A 15,744-nucleotide genomic window follows, 5' to 3' on the forward strand; every position below is an offset into this window, starting at 1 on the left:
CGACAGGGCTGGATTTGCATACACGGTGCATTGCATCAGACACTATTCTGGCTGAGAGATTTCACTCTAAGAACCATCGAAATTCCTCACCAGGTTCGATGAAAAACAGGAACTGGTCCGGGTGGCCTTGATTTTGTGGTAACTATTCAGCTGCTACTGCCGTGCGGAGTTTGACCTCGCCGTCGGTATCGGTATCGGGATCGCTATCGGAAGCGAAGCCATGCAAAGTGCTCCTCAACGTTCTCGAAACCGATTCCGATACCGACCCCGATTGCCGGAGGTAGATCACATAAGGTATGCTGAGTAGGTACATTTTGTGAACCATCAAGGACTGGATTTCGACGAGCAGGTGATTATGTAACCTGATGGCTTGTCCGATATCGCAAACTTGTCGGCTTGGGATCTCATGCCGGCCAAACTTAAACGACCTGATGGAGGATGAAATCATGGGATGCAATGTCGAAGAGTTGTTGGGTGAACGGGCTGAAAATCTGCTGACATTCAACTCGCCGAAAATTTCCAAGGATCTCTTGCACCTGCCCGGACCGGATTTCGTGGACCGGGTCTATGCCCTATCCAACCGCAACAACCGCGTGCTGGGCAATTTGGCCTGGCTTTTCAACCATGGGCGGCTCGGCGGCACGGGTTATCTGTCCATCTTGCCCGTGGACCAGGGCATCGAGCACGCCGGAGGGGCGAGCTTCGCCAAGAATCCGATCTATTTCGATCCGGAGAACATCATCAAGCTGGCCATCGAAGGCGGTTGCAACGCAGTGGCCTCAACCTTTGGCGTGCTCGGCGCCATGTCCCGGAAATATGCCCACAAGATTCCGTTCATCGTCAAGATCAACCACAACGAACTGCTGACCGTGCCCAACAGGTACAACCAGATTCTCTACGGCACCGTGGAGCAGGCCTACGACATGGGAGCCGCGGCCGTGGGCGCGACCATCTACTTCGGTTCCGAGGAGAGCGACACCCAGATCATCGAAATCGCCGAGGCCTTTGCCCAGGCCCATGAGCTGGGCATGGCCACGATCCTGTGGTGCTACCTGCGCAATTCAGCCTTCAAGAAGGACAAGGACTACCATGCCGCCGCGGACCTGACCGGCCAAGCCAATCATCTCGGCGTGACCATCCAGGCGGACATCATCAAGCAGAAACTGCCGAAAACCAACGGCGGCTACAAGGCCTTGAACATGGGCGACTCCAGCTACGGCAAGTTCGACGAGCGCATCTACACCGAACTGGCCTCGGATCATCCCATCGACCTGTGCCGCTACCAGGTGGCCAACTGCTATATGGGCCGAGCCGGTCTGATCAACAGCGGCGGCGCATCCGCGGAAAACGATTTTGTCGAAGCCGCCGTGACCGCGGTGATCAACAAACGCGCCGGCGGCTCCGGACTGATCTCCGGACGCAAGGCCTTTCAGCGACCCATGGAGGAAGGCGCGAAACTGCTGAACACCATCCAGGACGTCTATCTCGATTCCAGCGTGACCATTGCCTGATAGCCCTACGCAAAACTCCGACACCTGGGCGTACGCGAGTACGCCCGCAAGGTACAATCATGAGGTTTATATTGAATTCTCGCAGGCCTGCAATAGCAGACCTGCGAGAATTCCTACCTTGATTCCAGCCATTCCTGCACAGACCTAAAATCCCGCTTTTGATACCGAGCAGCTTCCTCCAGCAGCAGCGTGCCGCCAGAGCAGGTCAGGCCCCGGGCCAACCAGGGGTCGTCCTTGCAGGCCTGGACCACGCCCTTGGCGGCGATGGCCAGGATCTTGTCCATCAGGGCTTCACCGTAACCGGCTGAGGCCGTGACCGGCACCGCTCCGGGAATGTTGTCCACGCAAAAGTGGCGCACTCCGTCCACCTCGTAGACCGGGTCGGCCCAGGAGGTGGGGCGGCAGGTTTCCACGGCGCCGCCCTGGTCACAGGAGATGTCCACGACCACGGCACCGGGCTTGAGCCGGGCCAGCATTTCGCGAGTGATCAGATGGTCCCTGCGCTCCTTGGGCCAGAGCACGCAATTGACCACGGCATCAACATCGTCAAGGTATTTCGACAGCTCGTCGATTCCACCGACAATCATCTTGCGGTCGTGCCAGTCCAGGGCCGCGGCCTTGCGCGCTCCTTCGAACACATCCAGTCCGATCACGGTTGCACCCAGTCCCAGCAGCGTGCGCACTGCTCCCCGGCCCACGTTGCCCAGACCCAGTACCAGCACCTTGAGGGCTGACTCACCGAAATGTCCCATGAAGTGCCTGCCCGTGCCGCCGTAGCAGGCCAGGCACAGCCGAACGGCCTCCAGTGCGCCCACTTCTCCGGCCAATACGCAGTTGGGCGAGCCGAACCGGTGAGTATTTTCCGCGGAGATCGCTGTCAGCCCGACCTGGAGAAAGGTATCCAACTGCTCCCTGTTCATGGCAGCATGGATGTTGGTCAAGATGATGTGCTCACCGCGCAGCAATGGAAATTCCGGGGGCAGAATCTCCTTGACCTTGACGATCAGTTCCGCCGCTGCGAACACCTCCGCCGCTCCCGGCAAAATGGTGGCGCCGGCCTGCTCGTATTCCCTGTCCTCGCTGCGGGAAATCCGGCCTGCGCCGGTTTCCACGAACACCGTATGTCCTGCCTGCGCAAGACGCTCCACCTGTCTGGGCAGCAACGCTACCCGTCCTTCCTGTGGCTTGATTTCCTTGGGTATGCCGATCCGCATTACTTCCTCGTGTTTCTTCGTTGACGGTTGTTGTACTTGGGCGTAGGAAGCCCGGTCATTTTCAATTGGCGACGTTGGATTTCGATTTGGCTCCACGGCGAAATATCATATTCATCGTCCAGGGAAGGTGTTTCAACCACGGTGCGCACCCAGGAACCCGACCCGAAGACAGCCCTGGTGCAGCGTCGAAACCGCAATTCCTGGAACGCAAACCTGGGAACGCGGGGCTCCGTACCCGCCTCTTCAAAAACCGCGAGTGCAGAGCATCGCCTTCCCGGCAATCCCCCAGGAGAGTTTGAATTTTTGCAGCGACGCAGCACTTGGGGATTTTTCATCGGACTGTTGGGCCACAATTCAAAATTACAGGAAGAACATGCCGGGAACAGGATACGAAATGGAGAGTGGCGATAAATGATTCCTGCAGAGATTCTGGCCTTGTGTGCTGCCCTGTGCTGGTCCTTCGGCGGGTTGATCGCGCTGGTTCCGGCAAGGGAGCTGGGCGCCTTGCCCTTCAATCGCCTGCGCATGTCCATGGTCTTCGTGATGCTCGCCCTGGCCGCCCTGGTCACGGGCGGCTGGTGGAGCCTGACCGTGGAGCACTCTTCCGTACTGGTCATCTCGGCAATGGTGGGCATATTCATGGGCGACACGGCGCTCTTCGCGGCGTTGCGCCGTCTGGGGCCGCGGCGTTCCGGGATATTGTTCGCCACCAATGCGCCCATGACCGCCCTGCTGGGCATGATCATTCTCGGCGAACGAATGTCTTTGCTCACCCTGACCGGGTGCGCCCTGGTGATGACCGGGGTGATCATGGCCATCTACCACGGAACCGGGGTGGTGCATCGCCATGCCTTCGAAGAGGTCCGAGGCCGGTTGACCGTGGGAGTGCTCATCGGTCTGGGAGCGGCCCTTTGCCAGGCTGTCTCAACCATTATCGCCAAACCCGTCCTGGCTTCCGGAGTGGATCCGGTTGCCGCCTCGGCCCTGCGCGTGGGAACGGCGGCCCTGGCTCTGTCCGCCACAACCCTGCTGCCCCATGCCATGTTCCATGCGTCAACCAGAATCACTCCCAGGGTGGCCGGCCTGACCGCGCTGAGCGGACTCGTGGGCATGGCTCTGGGCATGACCTTTCTCCTGGCCGCTCTGGCCAGAGGCACGGCCGGAGTGGTTTCCACCCTTTCAGCGACTTCGCCGATCCTCATTCTGCCCATCCTCTGGATCGCCACAAAACAGCGTCCGGCCGGCCTTGCCTGGCTGGGCGCCGTGATTGCCGTGATCGGCGCCGCCTGCATATTCAACGGGTAGTAACTATTCAGTATGCTGCTGTTGCTGCGTTGATATCGGAGTCGGAGTCGGTATCGGGGTCGGTATCGAAAGCAAAGCCATGTGAAGATTCCTCAATGTTTTGAAACCGATTCCGACCCCGATTCCGATCGCGATCCCGATTGTCGGAGGCAGATCGCACAACGTATGCTGAATAGTACAACGGATAAAACCGTCAATGTGAAAGAATCTGGGAAAGAAACAGCTTGGCCCGGTCCGAACGTGGATTCCGGAAAAAGTCATTCGGAGTGTTGGCCTCGATGATTTCCCCGCCGTCCATGAACACAACCCGGTCGGCAACTTCCCGAGCAAAGCCCATTTCGTGGGTCACGCAGAGCATGGTCATCCCGGATTTGGCCAGATCCACCATGACGTCCAACACCTCCTTGATCATTTCCGGATCAAGGGCGCTGGTGGGTTCGTCAAAGAGCATGATCTTCGGGCTCATGCACAGGCAGCGGGCAATGGCCGCGCGCTGTTGCTGGCCGCCGGAAAGCTGCACCGGATACTTGTCCGCCTGTTCGGGAATGCGCACCCGCTCCAGGTAGTGCATGGCCTGTTTGCGGGCTTCAGCCAGGGGCATGCGCCGCACCCAGACCGGTGCCATGGTGCAGTTTTCCATGATGGTCAGATGCGGAAACAGGTTGAAGTTCTGGAAAAGCATGCCCACTTCGCGCCGAATCCGATCGATGCGCTTCAGGTCGTCGGTCAGTTCGATCCCGTCCACCAGGATCCGGCCGCGTTGATGGATCTCCAGCCGGTTGATGCAGCGGATCAGGGTGGATTTGCCCGAGCCTGACGGCCCGCAGATCACCACCCGTTCGCCCCGGGCCACGTCCAGATCAATGTCCTTCAGGGCGTGAAAGACGCCAAACCACTTGTGCAGCCCCTGGATCCGGATCATGGCGTTGTCTTGTATCTGTTCCTTCATTCTCCAAATTCCTCAAAATCTAAAGGGAAAGGTAAACCCCGGGAACGCGGGGCTCCGTACCCGCTCTTCAAGAGCCGCGAATGCGGAGCCTCGCGTTCCCGGCAAAGGCCTTCATGTCCCTCGAAACCTTCTTCTATCAGTTCGGATGAGCTATTGCCCGTGCTGCTTTTCGAAACGGTTCGTCACGACCTGCCGGGACGGAGCCGTTTTTCCAGATGCAATGAATAGCGCGACAGGCTGAAGCAGAGAATCCAGAAGGCCACGCCGGCGAACACATAGGCCTCCTTGGTGTAGCCCAGCCAGTTGCTGTCCGCCAGGGCGCTCTTGAGAATGCCCAGAATGTCCATCAGGTTGATCACCGCCACCAGGGTCGTATCCTTGAGCAGCCCAAGAAAGGTGTTGGTGATGCCCGGAATGACCAGGCGCAGGGCCTGGGGCAGGATGACCAGGCGCATGGATTTCCAGTAGCCCAGGCCCAGGGCCTCGGCCGCCTCGTATTGCCCCTTGGGAATGGCCTGCAGGCCGCCGCGGACCACTTCGGCCATGTAGGCGGCATAGAACAGGGACACGCCGATCAGGGCCCGCAACAGTTTATCGAAGTGCACGCCCTGGGGCAGGGTCAGGGGCAGCATCACAGAAACCATGAACAGTACCGAGATCAGCGGCACGCCACGCACGAATTCAATGTAGCTGACGCTCAGAGCCTTGATCACCGGCATCTGGCTGCGCCGGCCCAAAGCCAGCAAAATGCCCACGGGCAGGGACACGGCAATGCCGATTCCGGCGATGACCAGGGTCAGGAACATGCCCCCCCACCGGTCCGTCTCCACCAGGGGCAGGCCCAACCCGCCTCCCAGAAGGAGAATATAGGCGACGCAGGGGTAGATGGTGAAGAGCAGGTAGAAGCGCCAGGTCATGACGGATTGTCCGGAGAGGGCGAAAACAAGAAACGCCGATGCCCCGGCGATCAGGGCCAGAGGACCGGCCCCGCCCGGGTCCACGCTGACAAGGGCCTGACCCGTCAGATACCAGACCAGGAGCGGAACAATGAGAAAGATCGCCTGGCGCAGCCTGGGGGCCATGGTCGGCGGCAGGATTTTTTTCCTGAAAACCCGGCCCAGCACTTCCGGAGCCATGAGCAGTGCCCCGGCAGCCAGTCCGGCGAAGATGCCGTAGGAAAGCAGGCTGAAGCCCACGATGCCCACCGGCAAAAGCAGCAGCAGGATCTTGTTGATTCGTTCCCGGAACGACAACAACGTGGAAAGAATCAGCGGACCGCCCAGGCCGATCAACAGCAACAGGGTGTAATTGACGCGCCAGCGTTCGCCAAGGGGGTAAAAACCGTACATCAGCAGATCGAAGCGCACCCGGATGAACACCCAGCATGCCCCGTCCGGGTTGCCGTGCGGCGGAAGGCATGCGTCGCGGGTCTGGCCGATCCAGTTGGCGGAAAACAGGCCCCAGTTCAGCAGCGGTGGCAGAGTCAGCAGGAGCAGGCCCACGGCCGCCAGCGTCATGAACGAATTCAGCCATGACGAGAACAGGTTTTTGCGCAGCCACCCCAGAACCCCGACTTCGGCCAGGGGCGGCGGCAGGTCCGGATGGCGCGTTGTCTTCACGTACACGGTCTACCGCTCCTTCAGGGCCATCCGCTTGTTGTACCAGTTCATGAACAGGGAAATGAGCAGGCTTACGGTCAGATAGAAGAGCATGGTCATGGCGATGATCTCCACGGCCTGCCCGGTCTGATTGAGCGTCGTTCCGGCAAAGACCGAGATCAGGTCCGGATAGCCGATGACCACGGCCAATGAGGAGTTCTTGACCAGGGTCAGATGCTGGCTGGTCAACGGCGGGATGATCACCCGCATGGCCTGGGGGATGATTACCAGGCGCATGATTGGACCGGGCCGCAGCCCCAGGGCCGCGGCGGCCTCTTCCTGTCCCCTGTCCACGGACTGGATGCCGGCCCGGACGTTTTCGGCGATGAATCCCGCCGTGTACAGGGTCAGAGCCAGGATCAGGGCGGTCAGTTCCGGAAGCAGGGTCACCCCACCCTGAAAGTTGAAGCCTCGCAGTTCCGGTATCTCCCAGGTGACTGGGAAGCCGGCCAAGGCTGCGCCCAGCACGGGCAGGACGATCAGCAGTCCCAGAGCCGAAAGAAAAGTCGGAAAGATCCGTCCGGTCAGGCGTTGGCGGCGTCTGGCCCAGATGATCAGGGCGATCACGGAGAGCACGGCCACGATGGTGGATGCGAAGATCAGCCAGGCACCGGGATGAAATTCGGGTCGGGGCAGGATCAGCCCCCGATTGCTGAGAAAAAAAGCGTCCCAGAGGCTATAGGCCTGGCGCGGTCCGGGCAGGGGCATCAGGATGGCGATGTACCAGAACAGAATCTGCAGCAGCAGGGGAATGTTGCGCACCAGGCCGATGTAGGCCGCTGCCAGACGCGAAACCAGCCAGTTGGAGGACAGCCGGAGCACGCCAACCAGGAACCCGATCAGGGTGGAGGCCACGATGCTGATCACCGAGACCAGCATGGTGTTCAACAGGCCCACCCAGAAGACACGGGCATAGGTGCTGGCCCGGGAGTATTCGATCAGGGTCTGGCTGATCTCAAACCCCGCGGTCTGGTTCAGAAAACCGAATCCCGAGGAAATGCCGGCCCTCTGCAGATTCTCCGCCGTGGTGGAAACCAGCCAGAACAGCCCGGCGGCCACCGCGGCAAATACCAGCAGCTGAATGATTGCGGAGCGAAACGCAGGCTTGTTCGCCAGTCCCGAAAGAGCGGCAAACCGGGATGTACGGTACATACCGGAGGCTGGATCAGGCGAAGAGACGGGCATGGATTGGAACGAGCTTCAATCTGTGATCCCCAGCGGTAGCAGTGCTCTTACCGATGAATCCGCGGTGTTCATTTCGTGTTGTGCCGAGATATTGCCAAGAGAACGGCCGCCTCGCCTTGGCGGGGCGGCCGGATCAATTCGGAGTTCAGCCTTTGCCGCCGGGGATCAGCGAATCGGCGGAGCGTAGAGCAAGCCGCCGCGGGTCCAAAGGTCATTCTGGACGCGACTCAGCTTCAGGGCCGTATTCGGACCGACGTTGCGGTCGAAGATCTCGCCGTAATTGCCCACATGCTTGATGATCTGATAGGCCCAGGCATTGGTCAGCCCGAACTGTTCGCCGAAATTGCCTTCCTGCCCCAGCAAGCGCTTGATGTTGGGGTTGGGAGATTCCAGCATCTGATCCACGTTCTGGGAATTCACTCCCAGTTCCTCGGCATTGATCAGGGCGAACAGGGTCCAGCGGGCGATCTTGCTCCAGTGGGGATCACTCTGGCGCACGGACGGTCCCAAGGGTTCCTTGGAAATGATTTCCGGCAGGATGATATGATCATCAGGGTTCGACAGTGTGGTTCGCCGCGCGGCCAGGGCCGAGGCATCCGTGGTGTACACGTCGCAGCGTCCGGAGTCGTAGATCACCGTGGCCTCGTCCGCGCTTTCAAAGACCACGGGCTTGTAGGTCATGCCGTGGGTCGTGAAGTAGTCGGAAACGTTCATTTCCGTGGTGGTGCCGATCTGGATGCAGATGGAGGCGTCGTTCAGTTCTTTTGCGCTGGAGACACCCAGGTTCTTGTTGACCATGAAGCCCTGGCCGTCGAAAAAGATGATCCCGGCAAAATCAATGCCCTGTTCCACGTCGCGCTGGAAGGTCCAGGTGGTGTTCCGGGAGAGCACGTCCACTTCGCCGGTCTGCACAGCGGTAAAACGTTCCGAGGTGGTCAGGGGCACGAAACGGACCTTTTCCGGATCGTTGAACACAGCCGCGGCCAGGGCCCGGCAATAGTCCACATCCAGGCCTCTCCAGACGCCTTGCTCGTCAGGTACGGAAAAGCCGGGCACCCTGCCGGCCACGCCGCAGGAAATGAACCCCTTGGACTTGATGTTTGCCAGCATGTCCGCCCAGGCTACACCGGACCACAGAACAGTTGCCAGGGCAACCAAACACAAAACCTTGCGCATCATCTGCTTCCTCCAAATTGGTAAAGGTATGATCAACGATGGCCACTCCCGTCCGCCGGAAGCAACCCATAAACCGCCGTTCGAATTCAGGAGCAGGATATAAAAGAACCGACCCTATTTCCTCAGGAGGCGGTGGGAAGTCAAGAAAAAAGTTGAAGCCGGCATTCCATTGCTGATGTCTGCTCAAAAAGCGGGCAGCCGAACACACCTCGAAAACAACTGGATGCCGATTATTCCTTTTCCGCCGTTTCCAAATCCTTTTCGGAATCTCGCCGCAGGTCAGCGGTCATGTAGTCCAACGTCACGGGCAGGTCCATACGCAGGCTGCGCAGGATCTGGATGCCGATCCGGGCCCGCACGGCCCGGCATTGCAGCAGATGACCGCCAAACGCGCGGTCCTCGGAAATGAAGTGCAGATGAACACCGGGCACGCTCATGGTGGCCATGAACCGGGGCGTATAGAAGCCGGCCAAGGTGCCTGACAAACTGTTCATCTCAAAGGTCGGCTGGTCCTTGGTCACTTCCACCAGGGGCCGATAATGATCCTGCCTGGGTACCGAACGGGTGCGCACGAACTCGAAGTCGCCGTCGATCCGCAGTGCGTACATCATGTTCGGCGAGGGTAAACTTGCTTCAAGCAGGGCCATTAGGGCAGCCATGTCCACAAACCCGCTATCCACATCCTCGAAGGTCAGTTCCCGGAAAAAGCAAACACAGGCAAACGGGGTCAGCACGTCATCCGTCGGCCTGAGCACCTCTCCGGTTCCTGTGACCTGATAGGCCGAGCCGCCCAGCAGGACCAGTTCCCCGTCCAGGTCGTTGAATGTCCCCAAGCCGAAATCACCATGTTCCTTGAGCTGGCCCAGGGTGGTGTTCTGGCGATAGATGCCCTCGACCAGGGCGTTTACCGGCGCGGAAAGATACAAGGTATCATGTTCGTATCCGGGCTGATTCATGAAAAAAATCCTTTATGGCTACTACTTTGTGCTTTCAGGATGAACTGCTCAAGAATTCAGGGCAAACTCCAGAGAACATCCGTCAGGCCGGATAAGCGAAGCGCATCCGGCGTCTGCCTGCCTTGGGTGATTGAGCAGTTACTTTCAGGATGGAGCTGGAGTTTACGTCCTTTGTTACTAACTCAGTACATGTTGTGCGATCTGCCTCCGAAATCGGGGTCGGGGTCGGAATCGGTTTCGAAAAATGTTGAGAAGACCTACTCATGTCTCCGCCTGCGATCCCGATACCGATACCGACGCCGACTGCGATGCCAAAGTCCGCGGGGCGGTAGCATGCTGGACAGTTACCGTCCTTTTTGGCCTGGCGCGTGTCAGTACATTCGCTCCTGATGATCAGGTCGCCCTGCAGGTATCGCCGTATTCCCGAATCAAACGCTCGAAATACTCGATCGTCTTGACCAGCCCCTCTTCCAGCTTGACGGTCGGCTCCCAGCCCAGTCGCTCTTTGGCCAAGGTAATGTCCGGACGCCTGCGTTCGGGATCGTCCTTGGGCAGCGGCTTGAAGACAATTTCAGAAGAGGAATTGGTCATGGCGATGACCTTCTCCGCCAATTCCCGGATGGTAAATTCGCCGGGATTGCCCAGGTTCACCGGACCGGTGAACTCGTCCGGCGAGTCCATAAGTCGCAGGAAACCTTCGATCAGGTCGTCGACATAACAAAACGATCGCGTCTGAGAACCGTCGCCGTACAGGGTGATAGGCTTACCATGCAAGGCCTGGACGATGAAGTTGGAAACCACCCGGCCGTCGTTGGGGTGCATCCGCGGACCATAGGTGTTGAAAATCCTGGCCACCTTGATCCGCAGATTGTGCTGGCGGCGATAATCGAAAAACAGGGTCTCGGCGCAGCGCTTGCCCTCATCGTAGCAGGAACGGGGTCCAATGGGGTTCACGTTGCCCCAGTAGCTCTCTTCCTGTGGATGGATGACCGGATTGCCGTACACTTCCGAAGTGGACGCCTGCATGATCTTGGCCCGGGTGCGCTTGGCCAGTCCGAGCATGTTGATGGCGCCGTGGACGGAAGTCTTCGTGGTCTGCACAGGATCATGCTGATAATGGATCGGCGAGGCCGGACAGGCCAGATTGTAAATCTCATCCACCTCGATAAACAGTGGAAAAGTCACGTCATGGCGCATGATCTCGAAATTCTTGTTGTCCATCAGGTGCTCGATGTTCATGCGCGTGCCCGTGAAGTAGTTATCCAAACACAGGACCATGCACTCGCGCTCCAGAAGCCGTTCGCACAGCCATGACCCCAGAAAACCTGCTCCGCCCGTCACCAATACCCGCTTGTGAATGTGCATGATTTTGTCCTTTTGGATGTTGAAGCCGGCCAGGCCCAATCTAGATTAACAGCGCCTGATATGTTTGATAGGCGGCAAACAAGGCCAGCATGATAAAAAAGACACCACTGATCCGGTGCAGCAGAGCGATGGGAATGCGTTGCAACAGGGTGCAGCCGGCCCAGATGCCCAAAGCCGACGTGGTGATCAGGGCGAGGGTGGCTCCTGTCCAGACGGCAAAAGGAATGCTGGTGCTGCTCAACCCGACCACCGCCAACTGGGTCTTGTCGCCGAATTCCGCCATGAAGATGAGCATAAAGGTGGTCAGAAAAATGCTTTGGCTGCTCGGCGGGGCTTTGCATTCCTGAGGAACATCTTCCTGAGTCCGCAGCGCCTGGATGCCGAAGATCAGAAACAGCAGGGCAACAATGCCGAATACAACCGGCTCCGGGATCCATCCGGCAATGGCCACCCCGAAGATCACCGCCAGGGCGTTCAGAAACGCGAAAGCCGCCGTACTGCCGGCCAAGACGGGCAAAGCCCGATGTCTGGCCGCGAGAACCATGCAGACCAGCTGACTCTTGTCGCCCATTTCCGCCACGAAGATGAGCAGAAAACTCGTACAACCCGCAACCAGGAATTCAAGCTGGAACATCCACTTCCAATCAAATAAAAATTGTTCCATACATATTCCTCCATCAGAAGTTATTGTCGCCACGACGGAGGATCCGATCAAGATTTTTGTAACTACTCAGAACATTCAGGATATGACTGGGTAACTGCTCAAAATGGTCGGACACAGCTTGCGCGCTACCTTGAAGCTGGATTTCCGCCTTCGCGGGAATGACTTCAATGCGACCGCTTTTCCAAGCATGTCATGCCCGCGAAAGCGGGCATCCAGACCATGATTCCCTCAGTTTATTGAGCAGTTACATGACTGGAGTGTTCCGGATTGTCTCGATTTTTCGGCATCGCCTGTCTGACTGAGCCGGGATTCGTTCATCCGGCACCTATCCCTCGATTATGAATTTACATCTTCCTTGTTCAACATAGCGGGGTAGGTGCCGGATGTTACGAAGCCGGCGACTGAATTACGATGTCGAAAAATCGAGACAATCCGGAACACATCTGAATAGTTACAAAAATTTAATTCGCGGGCCACTCATCTGATTATGCATTTCGCATGGCCATGCTTCTAACAATGTGAGTTGAGATAGGGCAAGCATCTTCTTCAGAATTCATCTTTTTTCGATGTCGTAACTGGCCGAAGTACAAACAAGTCATGATTTTCTGCTCAGCCACCAGGAGATGGGCTATCCGGTTGTCTCCTCTTACGCTGTGCGTTAACGTAAAATAGATTTTTTCAACCAAGCACGGTGATCCCGCCCATTTTGCAATCTCATTCCAACATCAGACACGGACATGACTTTGACATCACATTCCTTGCCACGGCACACCCCACAGTGTTACCTTGCGGCGGATATCGGCGGAACCAACAGTCGTTTCGCTCTGTTCCAATACCATGACCACATGTTGAAAAAAACGGACGTGGTCCGCATTCCCACCCGTCAGGCCGGATCTTTCGTCGAGCTGCTATCCCTGCTCAAGCAGAGCCGCCTGGGCCCTTTGATGAACGAATGCCGGGCGGCAGCCCTGGCTGTTCCGGGCGCCGTTCAGCACGGGGTCTATGCCAACCCCCCGAACATTCCCTGGGACATCGACATTCCAGGAACGGATCTGCAAGGCTTGCCCGAAACAACGATCATCCTGAACGATTTCGCCGCTCAGGCGTATGCGTGCAAAACCGGGGCGGTGGATCAGGCAGTGCCGATCAATGAAGGCCATCCCGACGTTCAAGGCGTGGTGGGCGTGATCGGAGCCGGAACGGGCTTGGGACATGGCATGCTGGTGCCTCTGCCGGAGGAGCGCTATCTCGCCTTGCCTTCGGAAGCGGGACATGTCGCGTTTGCGTTCACCAATCATGAGGAACGCAGCTTTGAACGCTTTGTGATGCAGCGCTTGGGATTGGATTATGTCTACGCGGATGTGATCGTTTCCGGGCAGGGGCTGGCCTTGTTGCACCATTTCCATTTCGGAAACAAGGTTTTGCCGCACCAGGCTGCCGCGGCCATGAACGATGATTCTCCGGTTCTGTTGTGGTTTGCACGGTTCTACGGTCGTGCCTGCCGCCATTTTGCCCTCAATGTTCTGGCAACGGGGGGAATGTACATTGCCGGCGGCGTGGCCGCAAAGAACCCGATCCTGGTCCAGCATCCGGAATTCATGCTTGAATTTCACAACAACCCGAATTACGGCGATCTCCTGCGGGCCATTCCTGTCTTTTTGAACACCAACGAGGACAGCGGACTGTGGGGAGCGGCCCTGGCCGCTCGGCTTGCGGCTGATGCACCACAACGCGACAAGCTTGTTCATGGCGATGATTCAGGCAGTTAAACATTGCTTTATTGCATCTCTCCGCTCTGAACCCGCCACAGCCCGGCATAGACTCCACCCTTCTCCAGCAGGCTCTCATGGGTGCCGCGCTCGGCAATGGTTCCTTCCACAAGCACCAATATCTCGTCGCAGTGTCGAATCGTGGACAGACGATGGGCCACGGCCACGGTCATCCGGCCCTGCTTGAAGCGCAGCAGATTGGCCTGAATCAATTCTTCCGTCCGCGTGTCCACGGCTGAGGTCGCCTCGTCCAGAACGATCAAAGCCGGATCGCGCAATATCGCCCGCGCCAGGGAGATCCTCTGGCGTTGCCCTCCTGAAATCTTCATGCCCCGTTCTCCGATCAAGGTATCATACCCCTTGGGCAACTGTTCGATGAATTCATCCGCGCCGGCAATATGCGCAGCGTGGCGAACTGCGCCCAGATCCGCGTCCGGAGAACCCAGGCGGATATTCTCCGCAACGGTGCCAAAGAAAAGAAAGGCTTCCTGGGAAACATATCCAACGTGACGCCGGAAGCTCTGCAGCCCAAGCGTGCTCAGGGACCGGCCGTTCACCAGAACTGCGCCGGAAAGCGGGTCGTAATATCGGAGCAACAGCTTGACCAGAGTACTCTTTCCCGCGCCTGTCGGTCCTACTATCCCCAGCACGCGGCCCTGATTCAATTGGAAATTGACATCCCGCAGCACAGGCTTGCCGGGCAGATATTCAAACCCGACACCTTGAAAGGCGATGCTTGTCGGTTCAGCATTCAGACTTGAAGCGTCAGGTTTGTCCATGACTCGCGGTTGGGTGCCCAGGAACTGGGAAATCCGCCGCGCCGAGGCCTCGGAACGCTGGATCTGATTGATCAGCATGCCGAAGACAAACAAGGGCAGAACCAGGCGCACCGCAAAAAGGATGAACGTGGTGAAATTGCCCAGACTCGGTCCACCCTCCATCGCGGTCATTCCTGCCCCCACGGTGATCAGCAAGGCAAAGGCTACGCCGGCCACCATGTAGATCAACGGAATGAATTTGGCTCGTTCCCTGGCCGCGGTAATCGTGGCATCCACATATTCTTGGGAACGTCGCGAGACCAGGCGAAGCTGTTCCTGTTCCGCGGTAAAGGCCTGGATCACGCCGATGCCGCGGATGTTGTTTTCCAGGACACTGTTGATTTCCCCCACGGCTTGGCGCGCCTTGCGGTACTGGGGCTGGACCCGAATGGCGAAAAAACGCACGGCTATGACGGCGAAGGGAAGTGGCGCGAGTAGGAGCAGGGCGAGCCGCCAGTCCAGCCAGAACAAGAAACCATACACCCCGACGAAAGTGATCACCAGACGGACTATGCTGGTGGTGACGTCGGAAAAGAAGTGTTCCAGATTGTCCACGTCGTTGGAAGCCACGGCCAGAAGATCTCCGGTCTGGCGTTCCTCGAAAAATCCCGCATCGAGACCTTGCATGTGACCGTATATGGCCAGCCGCAAATCATGGCGAACCAGCTGGGCCATGGAATCAAGACAATAGTCGCTCAGGCTCTGAAAAACGGCCAGGCCGAGGTATGTGCCCAGGATCGCCAGACCGAACCAGATCAAAGCATCCGTATTGACGCCCAAGGCATCCTGCCTGGTGACAGCATCCACGACCAGTCCGATGATCACCATGGGCAGCAAGTCAAAAAGCCGTGCCATGGCATTCAAGGCCAAACCGGTTCCGATGCGGGCTTTGTATGGGGCTACAAAAGGAAAAATCTTCCAGAGATAGGTGCCCAGGGAGGAGGAATGGTCGTGTTCCTGATCTTGCACTTGCATTTAAAACTCGATTCCCCGGGTTGCAGGCAGGTAACTGTTTACAGCAGCCGGATGTCCGGATTCATCCGGCTAAAAAGCTGATGATTCGGTATCTATTCAGCAAAATCCGCGAAAAAGATCTGGATACCGGCGTTCGCCGGTATGACTGAATATATGCAGCTTGCCACGATAAGTCATTCCGGCGAAAGCCGGAATCCAG

Annotated in this window: 12 protein-coding genes; 3 read left to right on the plus strand and 9 right to left on the minus strand. The window is 58.0% G+C overall.

What is annotated here, in order from left to right:
* The first annotated feature begins 446 nt into the window (after positions 1 to 446).
* Positions 447 to 1,511, plus strand: a complete 1,065-nt coding sequence (locus ACYQ15_RS14325) for a class I fructose-bisphosphate aldolase (protein ID WP_459938188.1) — start codon at positions 447 to 449, stop codon at positions 1,509 to 1,511.
* Between the two features lie 113 nt (positions 1,512 to 1,624).
* On the opposite strand, the gene ACYQ15_RS14330 is transcribed toward ACYQ15_RS14325, so the two are convergent.
* Entirely contained in the window at positions 1,625 to 2,725 is a 1,101-nt protein-coding gene (locus ACYQ15_RS14330; protein ID WP_459938189.1) for an alanine dehydrogenase, read from the minus strand.
* A 411-nt stretch (positions 2,726 to 3,136) separates the two neighbouring features.
* Here ACYQ15_RS14330 and ACYQ15_RS14335 point away from each other — a divergent pair, with 411 nt between their 5' ends.
* Positions 3,137 to 4,030 carry a DMT family transporter gene (locus tag ACYQ15_RS14335; RefSeq protein ID WP_459938190.1) on the plus strand — a complete coding sequence of 298 codons (894 nt, stop codon included), beginning with the start codon at positions 3,137 to 3,139 and terminating at the stop codon, positions 4,028 to 4,030.
* Positions 4,031 to 4,223: 193 nt separating this feature from the next.
* Here the strand turns inward: ACYQ15_RS14335 and ACYQ15_RS14340 are convergent, their stop codons facing one another.
* The 7 genes from ACYQ15_RS14340 to ACYQ15_RS14370 all read right to left on the minus strand — a co-directional run bounded on the left by ACYQ15_RS14340 (position 4,224) and on the right by ACYQ15_RS14370 (position 11,983).
* Positions 4,224 to 4,952 (minus strand): amino acid ABC transporter ATP-binding protein, encoded by a 729-nt coding sequence (locus ACYQ15_RS14340; RefSeq protein WP_459939591.1) that lies wholly within the window; start codon positions 4,950 to 4,952, stop codon positions 4,224 to 4,226.
* 209 nt (positions 4,953 to 5,161) lie between these two features.
* Positions 5,162 to 6,604 carry an amino acid ABC transporter permease gene (locus ACYQ15_RS14345; protein ID WP_459938191.1) on the minus strand — a complete coding sequence of 481 codons (1,443 nt, stop codon included), beginning with the start codon at positions 6,602 to 6,604 and terminating at the stop codon, positions 5,162 to 5,164.
* A 3-nt stretch (positions 6,605 to 6,607) separates the two neighbouring features.
* Complete coding sequence (locus ACYQ15_RS14350; RefSeq protein WP_459938192.1) at positions 6,608 to 7,789, minus strand: amino acid ABC transporter permease; 1,182 nt, start codon at positions 7,787 to 7,789, stop codon at positions 6,608 to 6,610.
* Between the two features lie 198 nt (positions 7,790 to 7,987).
* Positions 7,988 to 9,001 carry an amino acid ABC transporter substrate-binding protein gene (locus ACYQ15_RS14355; RefSeq protein WP_459938193.1) on the minus strand — a complete coding sequence of 338 codons (1,014 nt, stop codon included), beginning with the start codon at positions 8,999 to 9,001 and terminating at the stop codon, positions 7,988 to 7,990.
* Between the two features lie 227 nt (positions 9,002 to 9,228).
* A complete protein-coding gene (gene budA / locus ACYQ15_RS14360) occupies positions 9,229 to 9,954 on the minus strand; it encodes an acetolactate decarboxylase (protein ID WP_459938194.1) in 726 nt (241 codons plus the stop codon).
* A 393-nt stretch (positions 9,955 to 10,347) separates the two neighbouring features.
* Positions 10,348 to 11,319: a UDP-glucuronic acid decarboxylase family protein gene (locus ACYQ15_RS14365; RefSeq protein WP_459938195.1), complete on the minus strand. Its 972-nt coding sequence runs from the start codon at positions 11,317 to 11,319 to the stop codon at positions 10,348 to 10,350.
* Positions 11,320 to 11,359: 40 nt separating this feature from the next.
* Positions 11,360 to 11,983, minus strand: coding sequence for a TMEM165/GDT1 family protein (locus tag ACYQ15_RS14370; protein ID WP_459938196.1), 624 nt, complete (start codon positions 11,981 to 11,983; stop codon positions 11,360 to 11,362).
* Positions 11,984 to 12,720: 737 nt separating this feature from the next.
* Here ACYQ15_RS14370 and ACYQ15_RS14375 point away from each other — a divergent pair.
* The gene (locus tag ACYQ15_RS14375) at positions 12,721 to 13,752 is read left to right on the plus strand and encodes a glucokinase (RefSeq protein ID WP_459938197.1); all 1,032 of its coding nucleotides are present in this window, start codon (positions 12,721 to 12,723) and stop codon (positions 13,750 to 13,752) included.
* Between the two features lie 8 nt (positions 13,753 to 13,760).
* Here the strand turns inward: ACYQ15_RS14375 and ACYQ15_RS14380 are convergent, their stop codons facing one another.
* Complete coding sequence (locus ACYQ15_RS14380) at positions 13,761 to 15,545, minus strand: ABC transporter ATP-binding protein (protein WP_459938198.1); 1,785 nt, start codon at positions 15,543 to 15,545, stop codon at positions 13,761 to 13,763.
* Positions 15,546 to 15,744 lie beyond the last annotated feature (199 nt).

It is taken from the genome of Desulfonatronum parangueonense (genome assembly GCF_054656975.1).

Excerpts from the sequence above, each read along its gene's own strand:
- ACYQ15_RS14380 (WP_459938198.1), bottom strand. The coding sequence starts at position 15,545 with ATGCAAGTGCAAGATCAGGAACACGACCATTCCTCCTCCCTGGGCACC.
- budA (WP_459938194.1), bottom strand. The coding sequence starts at position 9,954 with ATGAATCAGCCCGGATACGAACATGATACCTTGTATCTTTCCGCGCCG.
- ACYQ15_RS14340 (WP_459939591.1), bottom strand. The coding sequence starts at position 4,952 with ATGATCCGGATCCAGGGGCTGCACAAGTGGTTTGGCGTCTTTCACGCC.
- ACYQ15_RS14355 (WP_459938193.1), bottom strand. The coding sequence starts at position 9,001 with ATGATGCGCAAGGTTTTGTGTTTGGTTGCCCTGGCAACTGTTCTGTGG.
- ACYQ15_RS14370 (WP_459938196.1), bottom strand. The coding sequence starts at position 11,983 with ATGGAACAATTTTTATTTGATTGGAAGTGGATGTTCCAGCTTGAATTC.
- ACYQ15_RS14335 (WP_459938190.1), top strand. The coding sequence starts at position 3,137 with ATGATTCCTGCAGAGATTCTGGCCTTGTGTGCTGCCCTGTGCTGGTCC.
- ACYQ15_RS14330 (WP_459938189.1), bottom strand. The coding sequence starts at position 2,725 with ATGCGGATCGGCATACCCAAGGAAATCAAGCCACAGGAAGGACGGGTA.
- ACYQ15_RS14365 (WP_459938195.1), bottom strand. The coding sequence starts at position 11,319 with ATGCACATTCACAAGCGGGTATTGGTGACGGGCGGAGCAGGTTTTCTG.
- ACYQ15_RS14350 (WP_459938192.1), bottom strand. The coding sequence starts at position 7,789 with ATGTACCGTACATCCCGGTTTGCCGCTCTTTCGGGACTGGCGAACAAG.
- ACYQ15_RS14325 (WP_459938188.1), top strand. The coding sequence starts at position 447 with ATGGGATGCAATGTCGAAGAGTTGTTGGGTGAACGGGCTGAAAATCTG.
- ACYQ15_RS14375 (WP_459938197.1), top strand. The coding sequence starts at position 12,721 with ATGACTTTGACATCACATTCCTTGCCACGGCACACCCCACAGTGTTAC.